17 protein-coding genes, 1 tRNA gene and 2 pseudogenes are annotated in these 20,318 nt (G+C 63.1%); 6 read left to right on the top strand and 14 right to left on the bottom strand.

What is annotated here, in order from left to right:
* From EN932_RS09185 to EN932_RS09165, 5 genes are all read right to left on the bottom strand, one after another.
* On the bottom strand, positions 1-748 hold a 748-nt coding region (locus tag EN932_RS09185; RefSeq protein ID WP_128368793.1), incomplete at its 3' end, for an LLM class flavin-dependent oxidoreductase.
* Positions 749-989: 241 nt separating this feature from the next.
* Complete coding sequence (locus tag EN932_RS09180; RefSeq protein ID WP_128368792.1) at positions 990-1,928, bottom strand: sugar ABC transporter substrate-binding protein; 939 nt, start codon at positions 1,926-1,928, stop codon at positions 990-992.
* Between the two features lie 14 nt (positions 1,929-1,942).
* Positions 1,943-2,938 carry an ABC transporter permease gene (locus tag EN932_RS09175; protein WP_063169855.1) on the bottom strand — a complete coding sequence of 332 codons (996 nt, stop codon included), beginning with the start codon at positions 2,936-2,938 and terminating at the stop codon, positions 1,943-1,945.
* Entirely contained in the window at positions 2,938-3,936 is a 999-nt protein-coding gene (locus EN932_RS09170; RefSeq protein WP_245461030.1) for an ABC transporter permease, read from the bottom strand. Before EN932_RS09170 ends, EN932_RS09175 begins: the two co-directional genes overlap by 1 nt.
* Positions 3,933-5,435 carry a sugar ABC transporter ATP-binding protein gene (locus EN932_RS09165; RefSeq protein WP_127385181.1) on the bottom strand — a complete coding sequence of 501 codons (1,503 nt, stop codon included), beginning with the start codon at positions 5,433-5,435 and terminating at the stop codon, positions 3,933-3,935. Before EN932_RS09165 ends, EN932_RS09170 begins: the two co-directional genes overlap by 4 nt.
* 322 nt (positions 5,436-5,757) lie before the next feature.
* On the opposite strand from EN932_RS09165, the gene EN932_RS09160 reads away from it, so the two are divergent.
* The 4 genes from EN932_RS09160 to EN932_RS09145 all read left to right on the top strand — a co-directional run bounded on the left by EN932_RS09160 (position 5,758) and on the right by EN932_RS09145 (position 9,302).
* Positions 5,758-6,432 carry a GntR family transcriptional regulator gene (locus EN932_RS09160; protein ID WP_013528167.1) on the top strand — a complete coding sequence of 225 codons (675 nt, stop codon included), beginning with the start codon at positions 5,758-5,760 and terminating at the stop codon, positions 6,430-6,432.
* A 19-nt stretch (positions 6,433-6,451) separates the two neighbouring features.
* Positions 6,452-6,781 carry an L-rhamnose mutarotase gene (locus EN932_RS09155; protein ID WP_127368309.1) on the top strand — a complete coding sequence of 110 codons (330 nt, stop codon included), beginning with the start codon at positions 6,452-6,454 and terminating at the stop codon, positions 6,779-6,781.
* A 196-nt stretch (positions 6,782-6,977) separates the two neighbouring features.
* Positions 6,978-8,489, top strand: a complete 1,512-nt coding sequence (locus tag EN932_RS09150) for an altronate dehydratase family protein (RefSeq protein WP_127368308.1) — start codon at positions 6,978-6,980, stop codon at positions 8,487-8,489.
* A 66-nt stretch (positions 8,490-8,555) separates the two neighbouring features.
* Positions 8,556-9,302: an SDR family NAD(P)-dependent oxidoreductase gene (locus EN932_RS09145; RefSeq protein ID WP_013528170.1), complete on the top strand. Its 747-nt coding sequence runs from the start codon at positions 8,556-8,558 to the stop codon at positions 9,300-9,302.
* 14 nt (positions 9,303-9,316) lie between these two features.
* Here the strand turns inward: EN932_RS09145 and EN932_RS09140 are convergent, their stop codons facing one another.
* From EN932_RS09140 to EN932_RS09110, 7 genes and pseudogenes are all read right to left on the bottom strand, one after another.
* Entirely contained in the window at positions 9,317-10,222 is a 906-nt protein-coding gene (locus tag EN932_RS09140) for a dihydrodipicolinate synthase family protein (RefSeq protein WP_027164224.1), read from the bottom strand.
* Between the two features lie 11 nt (positions 10,223-10,233).
* Positions 10,234-11,946: an IlvD/Edd family dehydratase gene (locus EN932_RS09135; protein ID WP_127368307.1), complete on the bottom strand. Its 1,713-nt coding sequence runs from the start codon at positions 11,944-11,946 to the stop codon at positions 10,234-10,236.
* 14 nt (positions 11,947-11,960) lie between these two features.
* Positions 11,961-12,740: an SDR family oxidoreductase gene (locus tag EN932_RS09130; protein ID WP_127368306.1), complete on the bottom strand. Its 780-nt coding sequence runs from the start codon at positions 12,738-12,740 to the stop codon at positions 11,961-11,963.
* Positions 12,733-13,623, bottom strand: coding sequence for an aldose 1-epimerase (locus EN932_RS09125; protein ID WP_127368305.1), 891 nt, complete (start codon positions 13,621-13,623; stop codon positions 12,733-12,735). Before EN932_RS09125 ends, EN932_RS09130 begins: the two co-directional genes overlap by 8 nt.
* A gap of 13 nt (positions 13,624-13,636) precedes the next feature.
* The gene (gene araH, locus EN932_RS09120; RefSeq protein WP_013528175.1) at positions 13,637-14,587 is read right to left on the bottom strand and encodes an L-arabinose ABC transporter permease AraH; all 951 of its coding nucleotides are present in this window, start codon (positions 14,585-14,587) and stop codon (positions 13,637-13,639) included.
* A gap of 11 nt (positions 14,588-14,598) precedes the next feature.
* Positions 14,599-16,109: pseudogene (gene araG / locus EN932_RS09115) on the bottom strand (L-arabinose ABC transporter ATP-binding protein AraG).
* A gap of 70 nt (positions 16,110-16,179) precedes the next feature.
* Positions 16,180-17,168 (bottom strand): annotated as a pseudogene (locus tag EN932_RS09110) (arabinose ABC transporter substrate-binding protein).
* A 256-nt stretch (positions 17,169-17,424) separates the two neighbouring features.
* Between EN932_RS09110 and EN932_RS09105 the strand changes: the two are divergent.
* Together EN932_RS09105 and dgoD are read left to right on the top strand one after the other, a co-directional pair.
* Positions 17,425-18,114 carry a FadR/GntR family transcriptional regulator gene (locus EN932_RS09105; protein WP_245465090.1) on the top strand — a complete coding sequence of 230 codons (690 nt, stop codon included), beginning with the start codon at positions 17,425-17,427 and terminating at the stop codon, positions 18,112-18,114.
* A gap of 8 nt (positions 18,115-18,122) precedes the next feature.
* Positions 18,123-19,271, top strand: coding sequence for a galactonate dehydratase (gene dgoD, locus EN932_RS09100; protein ID WP_127368303.1), 1,149 nt, complete (start codon positions 18,123-18,125; stop codon positions 19,269-19,271).
* 192 nt (positions 19,272-19,463) lie between these two features.
* Here the strand turns inward: dgoD and EN932_RS09095 are convergent.
* Together EN932_RS09095 and EN932_RS09090 are read right to left on the bottom strand one after the other, a co-directional pair.
* Positions 19,464-19,539, bottom strand: a tRNA-Ala gene (locus tag EN932_RS09095).
* 172 nt (positions 19,540-19,711) lie between these two features.
* A complete protein-coding gene (locus tag EN932_RS09090; RefSeq protein WP_127370662.1) occupies positions 19,712-20,101 on the bottom strand; it encodes a TIGR02300 family protein in 390 nt (129 codons plus the stop codon).
* Between the last annotated feature and the right edge of the window lie 217 nt (positions 20,102-20,318).

The raw sequence follows: 20,318 nt of genomic DNA, 5'->3' as shown, positions 1-20,318 counted from the left end.
CGGCAGCGGCCCAGGCCTCCTCGGTGGTTTCGCGGGCGATGACATGCAGCCTAATGCCGAAAGAGAGCTTGCGGCCGGCCTTCTGCGCCAGTTCACGCACCCTGTCCAGCTTGCGCTCGACATCGGCAGGCGGCTCGCCCCAGGTCAAATATTTGTCGATCTCCTGCGCCGCCACCGTCGACCCGGCATCGGACGAACCGCCGAAATACAGCGGCGGGTAAGGCGTCTGCACCGGCGGAAACAGCAGCCTTCCGTCCTCGATGTGGAAATGCTTGCCGTCATGCTCGACCGTCTCGCCGCTCAGCACCCGCTTGTATATGCGCAGGAACTCCTGCGTCACCTCATAGCGTTCGGCATGCGACAGGAAAATGCCGTCGCCCTTGTTCTCCAGCGGATCGCCGCCGGTGACGACGTTGATCAGCAGGCGGCCATTTGAGATGCGGTCCAGCGTCGCAGTCATGCGCGCGGCCAGCGTCGGCGACTGCAAACCGGGCCGCACGGCGACAAGGAAACGCAAGCGTTCGGTCATCGGCACAAGAGCCGATGCGATCACCCAGGAATCCTCGCACGAGCGGCCGGTCGGCAACAGCACGCCATAGTAGCCGAGCGTGTCGGCCGCCTTCGCCACTTGCGTCAGATAGGGCAGATCGACCGATCTGCCGCCCTCGGCCGTGCCGAGATAGCGGCTGTCGCCATGCGTCGGCAGAAACCAGAGCACCTTGATAGGGTCTGGAATGTGCTTGCTCATGGCCTGTCTCCCGTCGCCTGACGGAGGCGGCCGGAGATGCCTGCTTTGGTTGACGGCGAGCGCAAAAAGGTAGGCATGGCGTGGTCCTGTCCGGGTGGAAACCAGATCGCCAGTGCAGATTGCTTATTCCACAAACTCTGTAGAGTTAGTTTATTCCAATTCCGTTGCCGCTATTAGAATTTCTCTCCCCAAGAAATCGGCGGCGAGGCCGACCCGAGTGCAGCGGGCCGGCCTTCCTGCATCAGAACGCTGGTTCGACCGCGTTGACGTTGTCCTTGGTGACAACTGTCAGCGGGATCGGCAGCCGGTCCTTGACCTCCTTGCCCTCGATGATCTCGGCCATCGTGTTGATCGCCAGGCGGCCATCCTCGACGGGCGACTGGACGATGGTCGAGTACATCTCATTGGTGCGGATCGATTCGAACGCATCCTTCTGGCCATTGATGCCGACGATCGGCGGTGCGGCCTTGGAGGGGTTCGCCTCTTTCCATGCGTCGATGAAGCCGCGGGCCATCGTGTCGTCATTGGCGTAGACACCGCTGATCTGGTCGCCGAAGCGTGTGATCAGATCGCGGCTCACCACCAGCGCCTTTTGCTGGTCGAAGTCGGCGTTGACCGTGTCGAGCACGTTGATCTCGGCATTGGTTTCCTTGAGACGGTCGGTAAATCCGCTGACGCGGCCGATCGTGGTGCCGTTGCCGGCCTGGCCGGCGATGATGACGACGGAGCCCTTGCCGCCCAGCGCCTTGCTCAGCGAGTCCGCCGCCAGCTTGCCTTCCTCATAGACATCAGGCCCGGTGAACGACTTGATGAACGGCTTGGCATCGTCGCTCATCGGCGAATTGATGAGGATCGCCGGAATGTTCGCCTGCTGCGCGCGCGCCAGCCCCGGTATGTATGCCTGCGGGTCGAGCGGCCACAGGATGATGCCATCGACCTTGCGCGCAACGCAGGTGTTGCGCTGCTCGGTGCCTTTCTGGACATCAAAATCCTGGCTGAGGCTCAGGATCTCGATGCCGAGTTCCGCAGCGCGCGCCTGAAGCGCCTTGTTGGCCGGCGTCGCGTAGGCATGCGAATCCGCTGCCGTCACGTAGCAGACCGTCTTGGCGCTGGCCCAGCCCGTCGATGCCAGCACAGCCGCCATGGCGGCGACGTGAAGCATGCTTTTCTTGCCAATCATGTGTTTCCTCCCAATCATGTGGTTCCTCCTTGAGTGATTGGATTGTCGCGAACGAGCGCCGGGCGCGTGCCCGGAGCCCTCCCCTTGGTGGTAACGGCCCGATCGAGCACGACGAGCAGGATCAGGATAAGCCCGGACACGACCTGCTGGACGTATGCGGGAACGGACTGGAACTCCATCGCGATGGTCAGCGAGCCGATCGTCAGCACGCCGCCGAGCGTGCCGAGCGCGGATCCCTTGCCGCCTTCGAGACGAGTCCCGCCGACAACGACCGCGGCAATGACGGCGACCGTCAGTTCCGAGCCGAAGACAGGCGAGCCGGTGTTGGTGACGAGGCTCTGGAGAACCCCCGCCAGGCCGGCAAGCGTGCCGGCAAAGACAAAGCCGAGAAAGACGATACGGTCCGAGGCGATACCGCTTTCCTTGGCAGCCGCCGGGTTGGACCCCACCGCAAAGACGTTGCGCCCAGGTATGGTGCGCGTCAGCCAGAAATGCAGCAGCACGATCAGGGCGATGAACAGCACGCTGCGGAGGGTGAAGACATCGAGATAGATCTTGGCCAGCGCCAGGGAGAGCATGATGTCGGTTCCGGTCACCGGCTGGCTGTTGGTGATCCAGTGCGCGAGTGAGCGGAAGATCAGCATCGTCGCGAGCGTCAGCACGAGCGAATTCACCTTCAGGCCGACGACCAGCATGCCGTTGATGGCGCCTGCCAGGGTACCGACCAGGATGCCGGCGATCGCGGCGGGCAGGATGCCGATCTCTCGCTGCAGGATGACCGATACGATGCCGGCCAGGGCAAACACGGCGCCACCGGAGAGGTCGATCTGGCCCGATATCAAAAGCACCGTCAGGCCGACCGCGATCAGGCCGATCGTCGCCGCCCGGTCGAGACCGAGGCCGAGCGTCGATGCCGAGAGGTAGCCGGGGACCAACAGCGCGGAAATGACGAGCGTCAGGCCGAGAATGATGACGACGCGATGCTGCGAGACAAGCGAAAGAAAACGCATCACGCCACGCCCCGCTTGCGCAATGCCGCATCCATGCCGACGGCACCGACGATCAGGATGCCGAGCACGAAACCCTGGATTGGCGTGCGCACACCGTCGAGCACCATGACGTTGGTCAGCAGTTGCACGAAGATGAGGCCGGCAATGGCCCGCGGCACCGATCCGAAGCCGCCGACGATCGACACGCCGCCGACCACCACCGCCGTGATGGCGCTGAATTCGTAGCCGCCGCCGATGAGCGGCCGCGCGCTCTGCAGCGTCAGCCCGAGCAGGCCGCCGCTGATGCCGGAAGCCAGTGCGGTGATCACGAAGGCGCCAGCCTTCACGGCCCGCACCGGAACCGCACTAGCCTCGGCGGCGCTGTAATTGCCGCCGGTGGCGAGCGTCCATCTGCCCCAGAAGGAGCGGGACAGGACGAAATGGCCGACAAGGGCGATGACCAGGAAGATCAACACCACGACCGGAATGCCGAACAGCCGGCCCTTGGCGAATTCGGCTGAGGCGGGATTGCTGCCATAGACGATGACCCCGCCGACAGCCGCTTGGACGATGCCCAGTCCGATCGTGCCAACGCCGAGCGTGGCAATGATGGGATTGATGCCGACATATCCGACCAGGCTCCCGTTGAGCAGGCCTATGAGGCCCGCGAGACCCACCGCCAGCAGGAACGCCGGCAGCGGCCCGATCATCGGCTGCAGCCCGAGCGACAGGATGGCGCCGCAGGCGATGGTGGCCGGCACCGACAGGTCGGCCAGGCCGCCGACCACGAGCACGAAGGTCATGCCGACGACGACGATGCCGACGATGGACATCGAGGTCAGGACGTTGAGCAAATTGCCTGACGTGAAGAAGGCGGGGCTGACGAGGGAGCCGTAAAGCATCACGGCGACGATGGCGAAGGCGAGCCCCGCCTTCGACAGGACATCGACAAGCCTGCTGCCACGCGTAAAGCGGTCGTTGCGGTTCACGCCACCGATCTCCATGGCCGCTTCGCTCAAGCCATCTCCTCCCCGGTGGCCAGCGCCATGATGCGCTCCTCGCTCAATTCGCTGCGCAAGAGAGGCTCGGAGGCATAGCCATCGCGCATCACCACCACGCGGTCGCAGACTCCGAGGATTTCGGGCAGTTCCGACGAGATCATCACGGCCGCCATGCCGCCGGCGACGAGTTGGCCGATGATGTGGTGGATCTCGGCCTTGGCGCCGACGTCGACGCCCCGCGTCGGCTCGTCGAGGATCAACGCCGAAGGTTTGGCGGCAAGCCATTTGGCGATGACCGCCTTCTGCTGGTTGCCGCCCGACAGAAGGCTGATGCGCCGTTCGCCGTCGGGCGGTGAAATCGAAAACTGCTTGACCGAATCCCGGGCAAGCGCGCGATCGGCGCTGCGGCTGATGCGTCCGAAACGGGTCAGGCGGCGCAGGATGGGCAGGCTGATGTTTTCCCGGACCGACATTCCAGGCACGACGCCATCGCCCTTGCGATCTTCCGGAACATAGGCAATGCCTGCCCTGACCGCCTGGGATGGCGAGTTGATCGAGACCTCGCGTCCGTTGACGCTGACCGTGCCCTCGACAAGCCGCGACAGGCCGAAGATTGCGCGGGCAACCTCGGTGCGACCAGCGCCCACCAAGCCGGTCAAGCCCAGTATCTCGCCGGCGCGCACATCGAAGCTGACATCGCGGAAGCGCTGTCCGTCGCTGATATGCTCCACGCGCAACACGGACTTGCCGATCGCGGCCGGACTTTTCGGGAAGACATTGCTAACTTCGCGACCGACCATCAGCCTGATCATATCGGCAGCCTTTATGCCCTTGATCGGACGCGTCTCGATCATTGAGCCATCGCGCAGCACCGTCACCTCATCGGCGATTTCGAGCACCTCCTTCAGCCGATGGCTGATGTAGACGATGGCGATGCCGTCATCGCGCATCTTGCGCAGGATCCGGAACAGCGCCGCCGTCTCATGCTCGCTGAGGCTGGATGTCGGCTCGTCCAGCACGATGATCCTCGGCTGCGCCGCATAGGCCTTGGCGATCTCGACGAGCTGCTGCTGGCTGATAGAAAGGTTGCCGAGCCGTTCACGCGGATTGATGGCCGCTCCGAGCTCGTCGAGGACGGCAGCCGCCGCCCTGACCATCTCGCGCTTGCGCAGAAAGGTCCATTTGCCGGGCATGCGGCCGAGATAGACGTTCTCGGCGACGGTCAGGTCGGGGACCAGATTGATTTCCTGGTGCACCATGCGGATGCCGAGCGCCTGGGCGTCGGCGGGCCGGCGCATGCGCACCTCGGCGCCACCGACTTTGATCGTGCCGCTGGTGGGCGCGTAGGATCCGTTGAGGATCTTCATGAGCGTCGATTTGCCGGCGCCGTTCTCACCCACGACCGCATGAACGGTGCCGAATTTCACGGCAAAATTGACGTTGGACAGAGCCTTCACGCCTGGAAAGTTCTTGCTGATGCCTCGCATATCCAAGGCGCAATCGGCGGCGACGGTCATATCTGGCTAGGTTCCTCCTGGCGGCCGGCCGGTGCGCTACATCGGCCTTCGATATGTTAGTATAATAGCGCTGCAAACGCAGTCGGGCTTCTTCGAACAAGCTTGAATGGCCTGCGCTGTTGAAGATCCAAGCCTCAGTCCCGGACTGAATTTTCCATCGTTCATCCTCACTATTGCACTAATATAACAGTTCTGGCAAGCTGGATTCCGGCGGGTCGTCATGACGTGGTGCGTCCCCGACCCCACGCTTGTATTGGATGCGTTCCAATTGACATTCTAGTATTATCTGGCCATTTCTGGTGAACGAAGACACGGATTTGCAATGGACCTGGATCCTTCGACGCTCAATCGGGCTCTTCCGCTCCGCGATCAGATCTACCACAAGATCCGCAACCTGATCGTCGTCGGGCAGTTGAAGCCGGGAGAGGTCATCAACGAGGTCGCCATCGCGGAGGCCCTGGGGGTGTCTCGCACCCCCGTTCGCGAAGCGGTCAAGCGCATCAGCGACGAGGGCCTGGTCAAGATCCTGGCGCAGACCGGCACCTATGTTGCTCCGATCAGCCGGGCCGACCTGGAAGAAGCCTATGTCATCCGGCGGGCACTGGAGATGGAAAGCGCCCGACGCGCGGCCGCCAAGTTCACAGCGGCAGCCAGCGAATTGCTGGAAGACAACATGGCGGCGCACCGGCTTGCCATATCCCGCGGCAGATATGCCACCGCGATACAACTCGACGATGTCTTCCACCGCACCATAGCCGAGATCTGCGGCCTGCCGATGATCTGGAGAGCCGTCGACATCTCAAAGGCACAGATGGATCGCGGGCGCTATCTCGCCATCCCAAGACCGGGTTATGGCGAACAGACGATCGAGCAGCACGAGGCCATTTTCGACGCCCTGAAGCGCCACGACGCCGAGGGTGCGGCACGGGCCATGGAACATCATCTCGAGACGTCGTTCCGCAACACGCTCGAAGTCGCCGCCGACCTTCTCGGCTGAAGCCCCGCGAGCAACCAGCATGCAAAGAATGGGACTTTGTATCGGCGTGAAAGCCGAGGCGATCGCGGACTATAAGCGCGTCCACGCCGCCGTCTGGCCCGAAGTGCTCGACGTCATCAGCCGCGCCAACATCCGCAACTATTCGATCTTCCTGCGCGAACCGGAGAACCTTCTGTTCGCCTGCTGGGAGTATCACGGCAGCGACTTCGCCAGGGATGCAGCGCGGATGAGCGAGTCGCCGGCCATGCCCAAATGGTGGGAACTGTGCGACCCCATGCAGACGCCGCTGCCGACGCGCGCCGACGGCGAATGGTGGGCGGCCATGGAAGAGGTCTTCCATCTCGATTGACCAGAACGTTGTCGGGCAGTCGCTTTCTCTCCCGGATATGCCCCAACGACGTGGCGACCGGTCCGTCTTTCACGACGACCTCATGCAGTCTCCGGCCTTGACCTCCTTGACCTCTGACATTCTATTATATTAGTATTCCAAATCATTTCTTGTCTCTCGACCTCCTGTCGCGGAGAACTTTTTCAGAGTTTGGGTCATGGCGCGGTTCATCAAGCTTTCGGGGGCCGACAACATTCTTCTGGCGGTCGATCCGTTGAAGATCGGCGAAAAAGCCGGTGACGTGGCTGCCAGGGCACGCATACCGCGCGGGCACAAAATGGCCTTGCGCGACATCGGCTCGGACCAGCCGATCGTGAAATACGGCCAGACCATCGGTTTTGCGCGGGAACCAATCGTCGCCGGCGACTGGGTTCACGAGCACAATGTGTATCTGCGAAATTTCGAACGCGACTACGTCTTCGGCACGAATACCAGGCAAACCGAGATCGTTGCCGAGGCCGAGCGCGCTACTTTCATGGGTTACCGCCGACCGAGCGGCAAGGTGGGCACGCGCAACTTCATTGCCGTCCTGACCTCGGTGAACTGCTCTGCCAGCGTCGCCCGGTTCATCACCGACGAGGTCAACCGGTCTGGCATCCTGCACGACTATCCCAATGTCGACGGTATCATCGCACTCGTCCACGGCACTGGCTGCGGCATCGACACCAAGGGTCCCGCTTACGACCTGTTGAAACGGACTCAATGGGGCTTTGCCACGAACCCCAATGTCGGCGGCGTGCTGATGGTCGGACTCGGCTGCGAAGCGTTCCAGATCCCACGCTGGATGCAGTCGTACAACATCGAGGAGAGCACGATTTTCCGCACGATGACCATCCAGGAAACCGGCGGTACGCGAAAGACGGTCGAGGCTGGCGTGAAGGCGATCGTCGACATGCTGCCTACGGTGAACGCCGCCGAAAGGACGCCGCAACCAGCCTCCGAACTGGTGCTTGCGCTGCAATGCGGCGGATCGGACGGTTACTCCGGCATCAGCGCCAATCCGGCACTAGGTGCTGCGGTGGACCTGCTTGTCGGGCAAGGCGGTACGGCGGTGCTCTCGGAGACGCCCGAGATCTATGGCGCCGAACATCTCCTCGCCTTGCGCGCCGAGAGCCGCGCGGTGGGCGAAAAGCTGATCGAACGCATCCGCTGGTGGGAGGATTATACCGCCAGGCACGACATGGAGATGAACAACAACCCTTCGCCCGGCAACAAGCTGGGTGGGTTGACGACCATCCTGGAGAAATCGCTCGGCGCTTCCGCCAAGGGCGGCACCACCAATCTGCGGGCGGTGCTGGAATATGCCGAGCCGATCAACGAGCGCGGCCTCGTCTTCATGGATACGCCCGGCTACGACCCGGTCTCGGCCACCGGGCAGGTCGCCGGCGGCGCCAACATATTGTGCTTCACCACCGGCCGCGGTTCGGCCTTCGGCTGCAAGCCGACGCCCTCGATCAAGCTTGCCTCCAACACCTTCATCTTCGAGCAGATGCGCGAGGACATGGATATCAATTGCGGAGACATACTGGACGGCGTCTCGCTGGCCGAGAAGGGCGAGGAGATCTTTGCCGAGATCCTGCGCGTCGCTTCCGGCGGGCGCACCAGGTCGGAAGCGCTCGGCTATGGCGACAACGAGTTCGTGCCATGGAGCCTTGGCGCGACCATGTAGCGATCGCCGGCCTGCACAGGCCGGCCTTTATCCCGGAAGTAGCTCAAACGGAAAGAACCGCTCGACATGAACAGGATCGATCTTGACGGCCAGCACGCTGTGGTCACCGGTGGCGCCCAAGGCCTCGGCTTCGCGATGGCCAGGCGTTTCGTCGCTTCCGGCGCGACGGTCAGCTTGTGGGATCTCGATGAGGCCCGCCTCGAAACCGCCAAGAAGGAACTCGGCAACGCTGCCACGACAGAGATCGTGGACGTCGCCGATTGGACGTCGGTGGACGCGGCGCGCGCCAGGACCGAAGATCTGGCCGGCAAGATTTCCATTCTGGTCAATTCCGCCGGAATTGCCGGCCCTGCCGCCCCGCTCGACGTCTACGACATCGAGACGTGGAAGAAGGTCATCGACGTCAACGTAAACGGTACGTTCTACGTCAATCGCGCCGTGGTTCCCGGGATGAAGGAGCGCAATTACGGACGGATCGTCAACATCGCTTCCGTCGCCGGCAAGGAGGGCAACCCCAACGCCTCCGCCTATTCAGCCTCGAAGGCGGCGGTCATCGGCTTGACCAAGTCGCTCGGCAAGGAACTGGCGCAGTACGACATCGCCGTGAACTGCATCTCGCCGGCCACGGCACAGACGCGCATCCTCGAACAGCTGACGCCGGAGCACATCGAATATATGCGCTCGCGCATTCCGCGCGGCCGCCTGCTGGAGGTCGACGAAGCCGCGGCGATGGTCGCCTGGCTCGTCTCCAAGGAGAACAGTTTCACGACCGCCTCCACGTTCGACCTGTCGGGTGGGCGGACGACCTATTGAAGGGCAGTTGCCGTTCAGCCAGGCAACCGACCGAGGCCAGCCGCAAAGCGCGCCACCATCGCCACGCCGGTCTCGTTGGGCCGCATCGCCGGAGCCCGGTCGTGTATCGGGATGCCTGCGCGGGCGCCGAACAGCCGCTTGCCGTAGCAGATCAGGTTCTCGATGCCCTGCATGACGAAGACCGCTGCCGGCAGCATTCTTGCGTACTCGGCCTCGGCCGTCGCTTCGTCACCGATCCGAAACGCATTGTAGGCGCGCACGGCGAGGTCGATGCCATCAGGCGCCAGGATCATGCCGCGGCAACCGATGCGGAAATTGTCGATCAGTTCAAGGCCGCCGCGTCCGTTGAAAACGGGTATCCGGCCTTCGGTGCGTTCGATTAATCCGGCAATGTCGGTGACAGGGCCTTCGCCCTTGATCAGCCTTATGTTGGGATGAAGCGTGACAAGTTCGCGGATCTCGTCCGATGACAGGCCGCGCCCGAAAAACGCCGGCGCGTTCTGGATCGCCACCGGCAGGTCGGTTGCCTCGGCGACGCGGCCGAAGAACCTGGTGTATTCCAGCGCACCATAGGATCCGACCGGCGGCGGCTGCAGGATCACCCAATCCGCTCCCACGCTTTCAGCATGGCGAAGCTGTGCCACCTGCTCAGCCACCGAAGCGCCGAAGATGGTGAAGGCAAGCGGCACTTTTCCAGCCGTATCTTCCGCCGTCCAGTCCATGATCGTCCGGCGCTCGGCCTCGGTCAGCTTGGCGACTTCCGTCGCCAGGCCGAGCGCCGCCATGCCGTGCACGCCCGTCGCCAGGCAGATCTCGACCTGCCGACGCATCGCCGCGCGGTCCAGTTGTTCGTTCGCGTCAAAGAGCGCGTAGAGAATGGCGTGAATGCCGTGGAAATCGTCAGGCCGGAAATTGGGCATGCTGGTCGGCCTCAATGGCTTTCGCGTGGAATGGCGTGGCCACGGCATCCGACGAGAAAGTCGAGATCGGCGCCGCGGTCCGCCTGCAGGACACGGTCGACATAGAGGCCCTGATAGCCGCCGCGCATCGCCGGGACGGGCGGTAGCCAGGATTCACGACGCCGCGCCAGCTCCTGTGCCGACACGTCGAGATGCAGCTTCCTTGCTTCGACGTCGAGCTCGATGAAGTCGCCGCTCCTGACCAGCGCCAGCGGGCCGCCGATGGCGGCTTCGGGTGCGGCATGCAGCACGACGGTGCCGAAGGCGGTGCCGGACATGCGGGCATCGGAGATGCGGATCATGTCGCGGACACCCTGCTTCAGCAGCTTCCGGGGCAGCGCCATGTTGCCGACCTCGGCCATCCCCGGATAGCCCTTGGGGCCGCAATTCTTCAGCACCATGATCGACGCTTCGTCGACGTCGAGCGCGGGATCGTCGACGCGCGCCTTGTAGTCGTCGATGTCCTCGAAGACGACGGCGCGGCCGCGATGCTTCATCAGGGCCGGTGACGCGGCTGACGGCTTGATGATGGCGCCGTCGGGCGCCAGATTGCCACGCAGCACCGCGATACCGCCATTGGGAGTAAGCGCCTTGTCGCGCGGGCGGATCACCTCGGGATTGTAGTTTTCAGCGTCACGGATGTTGTCGCGCACGGTCTTGCCGGTGACGGTCAGCACGTCGAGATCGAGCAGATCGCCAATCTCCTTCATGACCGCCGGAATGCCGCCTGCGTAGCAGAAGTCCTCCATCAGGAAGCGGCCTGACGGCATCAGGTCGAGGATGGTCGGTACATCGCGGCCATACCGATCCCAATCGTCCAGTGTCAGTTCGGTGCCGACGCGGCCGGCAATCGCCAGCAGATGCACGACCGCATTGGTCGAGCCGCCGATGGCACCATTGACACGGATGGCGTTGGCGAAAGCTTCTTTCTTGAGGATGGCGGACGGGCGGAGATTCTCATTGACCATCTCGACGATGCGCCGCCCCGTCATGCGGGCGATGCGACTGCGGCGCGCGTCGACCGCCGGATAGGCAGCGTTGCCCGGCAGCGCCAGGCCGAGCGCTTCGACCATCGAGGCCATGGTCGAGGCCGTGCCCATGGTCATGCAATGACCCGGCGAGCGTGACATGGCACTCTCGGCATTAGCGAAATCCTGCTCGCTCATCACGCCGGCGCGGACATCCTCGGAGAATTTCCAGACATCGGTGCCGGAACCTATCTCGCGGCCCTGGAAACGGCCATTGAGCATCGGCCCGCCGGAAATGACGATCGACGGCAGGTCGCAGGAGGCCGCGCCCATGACCAGCGACGGGGTGGTCTTGTCGCAGCCTGCCATCAGCACGACACCGTCCATCGGATTGCCGCGGATCGCTTCCTCGACATCCATCGAGGCGAGATTGCGGAACAGCATCGCCGTCGGGCGCAGATTGGATTCGCCGCAGGAGAAGACCGGGAATTCCAGCGGCAGGCCGCCGGCTTCCAGCACGCCCGCCTTGATGTGCTCGATCAGGCCACGGAAATGCACGTGACAAGGCGTGAATTCGGAGAAGGTGTTGCAGATGCCGATCACCGGGCGGCCGTCGAAGGCATCGTCGGGCAGGCCGTTGTTCTTCATCCAGCTGCGGTGAATGAAGGCGTCCTTGCCCTGCCCGCCGAACCAGTGCTGCGATCGTCTCTTGGTCATGATTTTCCCGGAATTCAGGCTGGATGCTGGAGCTGGCTCAGCCCACCATCTACGACGAGCGTGGCCGCATTCATGAACGGGCACTCGTCGGAAATCATGAACACCGCAGCCAGCGCAATCTCGCGCGCCGTGGCGATGCGGCCGCCAGGATGTAGCGCCATGGTGTTGGCGCGTGCTGTGGCCGGATCGGCAAAGCTGTTCCAGTAGTCGATCGCCTTCTGGGTTTCGACATAGCCGGGCGCCAGCGCGTTCACGCGCACCCCTTGCGCCGCATATTCGAGCGCCAGCGATTTGGTCAGGCCGAGCAGCGCGTGCTTGGCGACCGGATAGGGAAAGGTGTGTGGGATGATGGTGAAGCTGTGCGTCGAGGCGATGTTGAGGATGGCGCCGCCGCCGCTCGCGATCATGCCCGGCAACACCGCCTTGCTGCAATTCCAGGCGCCCTTGACGTTGACGTCGAAGTTGCGGTTCCATTCCTCCTCGGTCGCCTCGAGCGGCGTCGAGAACACATTGACCCCGGCATTGTTGATCAGCGCGTTGATGGGGCCGATCTCGGCGGCCGCTTGGCTGACGACAGCGGCAATCGCGGCACCGTCGCTGATGTCGGCTGCCGCATGCCCGACATGGCCGCGCGGCACGGCGAGGCCCGCGACGGTCTTGTCCAGCAGTGCGCCGTCGCGGTCGACCAGGAACAGTCTTGCGCCTTCGGCAAGGCAGGCCTCGGCGATCGCCAGCCCGATGCCTTGCGCGGCGCCGGTCAGGAAGATGCGTTTGCCGGAAAGGCGCTCAGCCATGGTTGTCGCTCCAGTCGAAGACGGTCATTGCGAATCTTGCTCTGAGAACCTCGCCGGGGGAAAGTACCTTGATCCCCATTGGGTCGGCATCGAAATGCTTCAACGCATTTGGGGTATGGCTCATCGGCTCCAGGCAGAAGAAGCTTCGGTCCGTGTCCGGCGCAAAGAGCATGTAGCGGTCGAGCTCCGCGTCCGCCTCGATGTCGATCCCCAGACAATGCTCCGGCCAGATGATGCGCGCGATGCCGCTCCACCCTTCGAAGCCATTGTTCAGCCAACGGTCGGGCAAATGGCGCGGCGTTGAGAAAGCGACATCGTCGGCAATGGCGCTCCTGGACGCTGGAAGGTGCCCGTCGCGCTCTGTCCACCAGGTTTCGGCCGGCGCAAACAAGGTCGTCCGCGGCGTGCGCGGAAAGAATGGATGGAAACCGAGGCCGAATGGCAGTGGAATGACGCCGGTATTTTCGACGGCAAGCCGGAGTTCCAGCCGCGCGCCGGCGAGCCGGAACGACTGTCGCGCATGGTAGACATAGGGCGAGTCGACGCGGCGCGGATGATCGAAGGCCAAATCGAGGCGGTCGACGCGATGCTCCTCGACCTTCCAGTTCGCCTGCCAGCCGTCACCGTGAATATAGAAAGGATCAGTCGTGTTGGGCGCCAGCGTGAAGTTTTGACCGCCGCAGGAAAACGCATTGCCCTCGACGCGATTGCCGATCGGCACCATCGGAAAGCAAGCGCAGTGCACAACGTCGAACTCGGCCTCGCCTTGGTAGGGACGCAGGAATGGCACCCCGTCGGCCGTATGGCCGTTGACGATTGCGCTGCCAGAGGGGCTGATCTCGACGCACAGCCGATTGCTTTCCAGTAGTATTCCAGCCGACATGCCCTGCCCCGACTCAACGCCGGCCCAAAGCCGACGAGCGCAGATTGTCGAGCAGCACGGCCAGGAGCAAAATAACGCCGCGCACGATGTACTGGTAAAAGGCCGGGATGTTGAGCAGGTTCATGGCGTTCTCGGCGATGCCCATGATCAGCACGCCGACGATGACGCCCGACATGGTGGCGCGGCCGCCGGCAAGCGAGACGCCGCCGAGCACGCAGGCCGAGATGACCGAGAGTTCCAGTCCGACCGCCGCGTTGGGCTGGCCCGAGGTGATGCGCGACGCCAGCAGGATGCCGGCGATGCCGCAGACGACGCCTTGCAGCGCAAAAATCCAGATGCGCGTCCGGTCGACATTGACGCCGGCAAGGCGCGAAGCCTCCGGATTGCCGCCGATGGCCAATGTGTTCTTGCCGAAGACGGTGCGGTTGAGGACGAAGCCGAAGATGCAAAACAGGATGGCGAGCACCCAGACCGGCGTCGGAATGCCGAGCAGTTTGGACAGCGCGAGCTGGTAGAAATCCGGGCTGTTGATGCCGACGGCGCGGCCGTCGGACGCAATCAGCGCAAACCCGCGCACGATCTGCATGGTGGCCAGCGTCGTGATCAGCGCGTTGATGCGGAATTTGGCGATGACGACGCCATTGATGAAGCCGACGAAGGCGCCGCTGGCAATTGCCGCCAAGAGGCCAAGCAGGATCGAGCCGGTGTAATTCGACGCCATCACAGCGACCATGCCGGCAAAGGCGACGATGGAGCCGACCGACAGGTCGAAGTCGCGTGCGGCAAGGCAGAACATCATGGTGCAGGCGACGATACCGACGGTGACCACCGACTGCAGCAGGCCGAGCATATTGCGGTCGGTGAGGAAATTCGGCACCAGAGCCGACACCAGCGCGAAGGCGACGACAAAGATGACGACGAGGCCCTGTTCGCCGAGCAGGATTTTTTTCAACTGGTCGGTCATGCCAAAAGTCCTCAAGATGCGATCGCGTCGGGGGTTTTCTGATCGGGGAGAGCGGCGGCCAGGATCGCCCTTTCGGCGAACTGGTCGCGGGTGAGCTCGGCGCTGACGCGGCCGCCGCACATCACCAGAATGCGATCGCAGATGCCCATCACCTCCGGCAGTTCGGACGAGACGACAACGATCGCCATGCCGTCCTGCGCAAGCTGGTAGAGCAGTTCATAGATTTCCGATTTGGCACCGACGTCGATGCCGCGCGTCGGCTCGTCGACAATGAGCACCCGCACCCCTTGTTCGGACAGCCAGCGGCCAAGAATGACCTTCTGCTGGTTGCCGCCGGAGAGGTTGATGATGTCCTGCTTGCGCGACGGCGTGCGCACCTTGAGCTTCTTGATGAAGGTTTCGGCGGTGGCGATCTCGCTGGCGCGGTTCAACACGCCGAAGCGCGTGTGATGGCGCCGCGACGAGATGTTGATGTTCTCCTCGACCGAGCGGCCCTGGATGATGCCGTCATGCTTGCGATCCTCCGAACACAGCACGATGCCGGCCCGGATCGTACCACGCGGATCGGTGGCAGGGACCAGCTTGCCGTCGACGGTGATGGTGCCGCCCGAGCGCGGATCGGCGCCATAGACCAGCCGCATCAGTTCCGAGCGCCCGGCGCCGATCAGGCCGAAGAAGCCGACGATCTCGCCTGCCCTCGCCTCGAAACTGGCCGGCGTCTTCAGTTTGGGGCCGCTGAGAGCGTCGACCTTCAGGCGGACATCGCCCGTTTTTCGTGCGCGAAAACCCCAGATATCCGAAATCTCGCGGCCGACCATTTCGGCGACGACCTGGTCGCGGGTGACGCCTTTCAGCGACGCATGGTGCGCCGCGAGCTTGCCGTCGCGCAGCACGGTCAGGCTGTCGCAGAGCCGGAACACTTCGTCGAGCCTGTGCGAGACGTAGATGATGACCTTGCCCTCGCCGCGCAGGCGGTCGATCAGGGCAAACAGGATTCGCTTTCGCGCGAGGACAGCGACGAGGTCGGTTCGTCCAGCGCGATAACGCGTGCGTCGAGCATGATCGCCTTGGCGATCTCGACCATCTGGCGTTCGCCGATGGACAGCGTCTTGACCTTGCGGCGCATGTCGATGTCGATGCCGGCCGATTTCAGCTTGGCGCCGACGTCGTCCAGCATCCGGCGGCCGGCGATGATGCCGGCGTTGGCAGGGAAACGACCGAGGCTGAGATTTTCGGCAACGGTGAGTTCAGGAACCAGCTGCAGTTCCTGATGAATGACGATGACGCCATTGTCGAAGGCATCCCGGGTCGACGTATAGGCCTGAACCCTGCCGTCGATGCGGATCTCGCCCTGATCGGCATGCTGGTCGCCGGACAGTATCTTGATCAGGGTGGATTTGCCGGCGCCGTTCTCGCCCATCAGCCCATGCACGGCGCCTTTGTCGACGCCGAACGAGACGTCCGACAGCGCCTTGACGCCCGGATAGGTCTTGGTGATGTGCGAGAAGTCGAGAAAGGACACGGGCAGCGATCCTCTTATGGAATGGCAAACAGGCGGCGGGATGAGCCGCCGCCTGTTTGTACAGGGAGGATTATTCGATGCCGAGGCCCTGGCGGACCTTCTGGTAGTCGTCGCGCTTGGCGAGTGCACCGGAAGTCAGGATCAGCTTCTCCGGCTCCTTGTTGCTGGCAACCCAGTCATACATGTTGAGCGCCGTTTCGTAGCCATGACGCTTCGGCGAGATGATCACGGTGCCGACGAAGCCGGTGGCCGTCGGCTTCTTGAACTCGTTGATCGCCGAATCCGCGCCGCCAATGCCAACGCCGATCACGCTATCAGCGGGGATGCCGACGCTTTCGGAGGCACGCACCGCACCCAGCACCGCTTCGTCGTTGAGGCCGAAAGAAACCCACTTCTTGATCTCGGCATGGGCGTTGAGCACGACGGTCGCCGCATTGAGGGCAGCTTCCGTATCGGTCTTGGCCTGAGGGGCGTCAAAAATGTTCTCGGCCTTAAGCCGTTTGCCTTGAGCACCGAGATGGCGCCTTCGACGCGGTCGACGGCGGTCGGCAGTTGGTCGTAAGAGACGCGGATGGCGCCGACCTCGTCGGCCTTCCAGCCGCGCGCCTTCATCTCGTCGACGATCGCCTGGCCGACCGCCTCGCCGATCTTGGTTGCCGAGATGCCCATATGCGGCACGTCTTCCAGCGCCTTGCCGTCGGCGCCGACCAGGCGGTCATCGACAGTCATCAGCTTGAGATTGTTGGCGGCGGCCTTGGCGACGATGCCGGGGCCGAGCTTCACGTCGGGCGTGCAGACGATGAAACCCTGCGCGCCCTGGGCGCCGAGATTGTCGATGGCCGACATCAGCTTCTCACCGTCTTCGGCGCCGATCTTGACCAGGGTGAAGCCCTTTTCCTTGGCGGCCTGATCAGCGAACTTCCATTCGTCCTGGAACCACGGCTCCTCGGGCTGTTTGACGATGAAGCCGATTTTGGTGTCCTGAGCATATGCAGCGATGGTCGTGACGGACAGCACGGCAAGCGCGCCCGCGACGAGCGCGGTCTTCAAAAGTCGCATGATTACCTCCCAGCGATGACCGGGCGCTCAGCCCGGATGCCGGAGTCTCTAATCGCTTTTATCATACTCGTCAATTGATCTGGTATGATAATTAATGTACATGCTCTGACCAGCGATCGCTGGCGCAATTGATCCGCATCCGTTAAGGCCGGACCGGTTGTGCGAAACCAGCGGTTCGCCGCCTTGGAGGAGGGCTGAGGTGACCGGGACTTTGAAGAAACCGCAAGGCGACACAGCCACTCGCCGCCCGCGCGTCATGCCCGACGTGACCAAGGCGATTGCCTCGGACATCTTTTCCGGGCGCTATCCGGCCGGCTCCTCACTGCCGACCGAAAACGAGCTCGGCGTCGAATACAGCGTCAGCCGCACCGTCATCCGTGAGGCCCTGAAAGTGTTGGCGGCAAAAGGGCTGGTGCTGTCGCGGCCACGCGTCGGCACGATCGTCTGCAACGAGGACGACTGGAACATCATCGACCCGCAGGTGCTGGCCTGGCACGCGCCGCATGCACTGGACGACAAGCTCTTCGACGCCATTCTTGAGACTCGCCGGGCCATCGAGCCGCTGGTTGCCGAACTCGCCGCCACGCGCGCGACGCTGCAGGAGATCGCCGATCTCGAAGCCACCTGGCGCGGCATGGCCGGCGCCGGCGAGGATCTCGCCGCCTTCTCGCGCAGCGACATCGCTTTCCACCAGATCGTCTATGCCGCGAGCCACAACCCGATCTTTCGCCAGATCGGTAATCTCATCGACACCGGGCTGAAATTCTCGCTGGAGGCGACGGCGGTGATTTCGCTCGGCCGGCGCATGGAGGCCGTGGCGGCGCACCGCGAGGTGGTCGAGGCGCTGCGTATGCGCAATGCCGATGCCGCGCGTGGCGCGGCAAACAAGATCCTCGACCTCGCGGCGCGCGACCTCGTCAGCGCCAAGAAACTCAAGAGCAACTGAGACTGCGCATGAAAATCATCTCGCTCACCACCTACATCGTTCCGCCGCGCTGGCTGTTCCTGAAGATCGAAACCGATGCCGGCGTCACCGGCTGGGGCGAGCCGGTGGTCGAAGGCCGGGCGCTGACCGTCGAGGCGGCGGTCAAGGAGCTTGGCGATTATCTCATCGGCAAGGATCCGCGCCTGATCGAGGACCACTGGACGGTGATGCACCGCGGCGGTTTCTACCGCGGCGGCCCGATCCTGATGAGCGCCATTGCCGGCATCGACCAGGCACTGTGGGACATCAAGGGCAAGGCGCTCGGCGTGCCCGTGCACGAACTGCTCGGCGGCAAGCTGCGCGACTCGATCAAGGTCTATTCCTGGATCGGCGGCGACCGCCCGGCGGAGGTCGCGGCCGGCGCCAGGGAAATGGTTGCGCGCGGTTTCCTGGCGCTCAAGATGAACGGTACCGAAGAACTGCAGATCGTCGACAGCCATGACAAGATCGACGCCGCTGTCGAACGCGTCGCCATGGTGCGCGAGGCCGTCGGGCCCAACATCGGCATCGCTGTCGATTTTCATGGCCGCGTGCACCGGCCGATGGCGCGTGCGCTCGTCAAGGAACTCGAACCCTATAGGCTGATGTTCATCGAGGAGCCGGTGCTCAGCGAAAACCGCGAGGCGCTGAAGGAGATCGCCGCGCTTGGCTCGACACCGATCGCGCTCGGCGAGCGGCTCTATAGCCGCTGGGACTTCAAGTCCGTGTTCGAGGAAGGCGTCGTCGACATCATCCAGCCCGACCTGTCGCATGCCGGCGGCATCACAGAATGCCGCAAGATCGCGGCGATGGCGGAAGCCTATGATGTCGCGGTCGCGCCGCATTGCCCGCTCGGGCCGATCGCGCTTGCCTCGTGCCTGCAGCTCGACGCGGTCAGCTACAACTGCTTCATCCAGGAGCAGAGCCTCGGCATCCACTACAACGCCGCCAACGACCTGCTCGACTATGCCGCCAACAAGGATGTCTTCCGCTACGAGGATGGTTATGTCGCCATTCCCGACGGCCCGGGCCTGGGTGTCGAGATCGACGAGGATTATGTCAAGGAACGTGCCAGGGAAGGCCACCGCTGGCGCAACCCGGTCTGGCGCCACAAGGACGGTTCCTTCGCCGAGTGGTGATCGGGCTGGCTTTCAGACTCCAAGCACTCCAGGAATAGTGAAGACTTTGTCCGGCGAGCAGTTGCTCTCGAGAAATGGCTCGTTCGTTCCGTTTGATCGAGGGGCTTTCAGCGGCATTGCCTGAATTGACCATCAAACGCAGATGACCGCAGTGCGGCACATTCATCGGCTGCGAATTGCAGAGGGACTGTTTGGTGGAGCCAATCGGGATCGAACCGACGACCTCTTGAATGCCATTCAAGCGCTCTCCCAACTGAGCTATGGCCCCACTTCCGGCAGTCAACCGGCGCCGTTTCCGGCGAAGAGATCCGGCGCGGGTTGGAGACCGCGCCGTTAGTGCAGGCGGCTTCTAACCCCGCCCTTCTCAGATATCAAGCCTTCGAGAGTCGCTTTTTCTTCACAGTCCTCGAAAGCCCGCAAACGCCCGCTTTCAAGGCCGATCAGACCTCGTCGTCGTCGTCGCCGACGCCGATCATGTCGGCAACGTCGTCATCTTCTTCCTCTTCGTCGGCGAGGAAGGTGTCATCTTCGTCGTCGCCGAGATCAACGTCGTCCGCGTCGTCGCCAAGATCCGGCAGGTCGTCGCCCTTGACGTCCTCATCTGCCTCTTCGAGCGAGACGACCTCAACGCCTTCTTCTTCCTCGGCGTCCACTTCCTTCTCGGCCACTTCCTCTTCCTCCTCGAGAGCGGCAATCTTGCCTTCCTCGAAATAGGAACGCGGATAGGTCTTGCCGGTGTAGGGCGAGACGATCGGGTCCTTGTTCAGGTCGTAGAATTTTCGGCCCGTCTCCGGGTCGATACGTTTTGTGCCAAGTTCGGTTTTTGCCACGGCAAGCCTCGTCAATAAAAGAGTGGTCCCCTTAACCACAGTTTGCAGCGCTGTCAAAGCGAAAAGCCGGCGTCACAAAACCATGCATTGAAAGGCCTCGCGTGAAGTGACGACCATGGGGATGACCATTTCGGCCCACCGTGGTACGAGACCGCCGCAACAAATGAAAAGCGCCGGCCCGCCGGCATTCCGTCCAGGGAAATTCCATGTCTCACGC

The organism is Mesorhizobium sp. M7A.F.Ca.US.002.01.1.1 (assembly GCF_004022955.1).
Classification (GTDB): Bacteria; Pseudomonadota; Alphaproteobacteria; order Rhizobiales; family Rhizobiaceae; genus Mesorhizobium; species Mesorhizobium ciceri.
Note: the sequence above shows the minus strand (reverse complement) of the source record. Positions and strands in the feature narration are given on the sequence as shown.

Bases quoted from the DNA above. Each gene is read 5' to 3' on its own strand.
- EN932_RS09180 (WP_128368792.1), bottom strand. From the start codon at position 1,928: ATGATTGGCAAGAAAAGCATGCTTCACGTCGCCGCCATGGCGGCTGTG.
- EN932_RS09175 (WP_063169855.1), bottom strand. From the start codon at position 2,938: ATGCGTTTTCTTTCGCTTGTCTCGCAGCATCGCGTCGTCATCATTCTC.
- EN932_RS09165 (WP_127385181.1), bottom strand. From the start codon at position 5,435: ATGACCGTCGCCGCCGATTGCGCCTTGGATATGCGAGGCATCAGCAAG.
- EN932_RS09160 (WP_013528167.1), top strand. From the start codon at position 5,758: ATGGACCTGGATCCTTCGACGCTCAATCGGGCTCTTCCGCTCCGCGAT.
- EN932_RS09155 (WP_127368309.1), top strand. From the start codon at position 6,452: ATGCAAAGAATGGGACTTTGTATCGGCGTGAAAGCCGAGGCGATCGCG.
- EN932_RS09150 (WP_127368308.1), top strand. From the start codon at position 6,978: ATGGCGCGGTTCATCAAGCTTTCGGGGGCCGACAACATTCTTCTGGCG.
- EN932_RS09145 (WP_013528170.1), top strand. From the start codon at position 8,556: ATGAACAGGATCGATCTTGACGGCCAGCACGCTGTGGTCACCGGTGGC.
- EN932_RS09140 (WP_027164224.1), bottom strand. From the start codon at position 10,222: ATGCCCAATTTCCGGCCTGACGATTTCCACGGCATTCACGCCATTCTC.
- EN932_RS09135 (WP_127368307.1), bottom strand. From the start codon at position 11,946: ATGACCAAGAGACGATCGCAGCACTGGTTCGGCGGGCAGGGCAAGGAC.
- EN932_RS09130 (WP_127368306.1), bottom strand. From the start codon at position 12,740: ATGGCTGAGCGCCTTTCCGGCAAACGCATCTTCCTGACCGGCGCCGCG.
- EN932_RS09125 (WP_127368305.1), bottom strand. From the start codon at position 13,623: ATGTCGGCTGGAATACTACTGGAAAGCAATCGGCTGTGCGTCGAGATC.
- araH (WP_013528175.1), bottom strand. From the start codon at position 14,587: ATGACCGACCAGTTGAAAAAAATCCTGCTCGGCGAACAGGGCCTCGTC.
- EN932_RS09105 (WP_245465090.1), top strand. From the start codon at position 17,425: ATGCCCGACGTGACCAAGGCGATTGCCTCGGACATCTTTTCCGGGCGC.
- dgoD (WP_127368303.1), top strand. From the start codon at position 18,123: ATGAAAATCATCTCGCTCACCACCTACATCGTTCCGCCGCGCTGGCTG.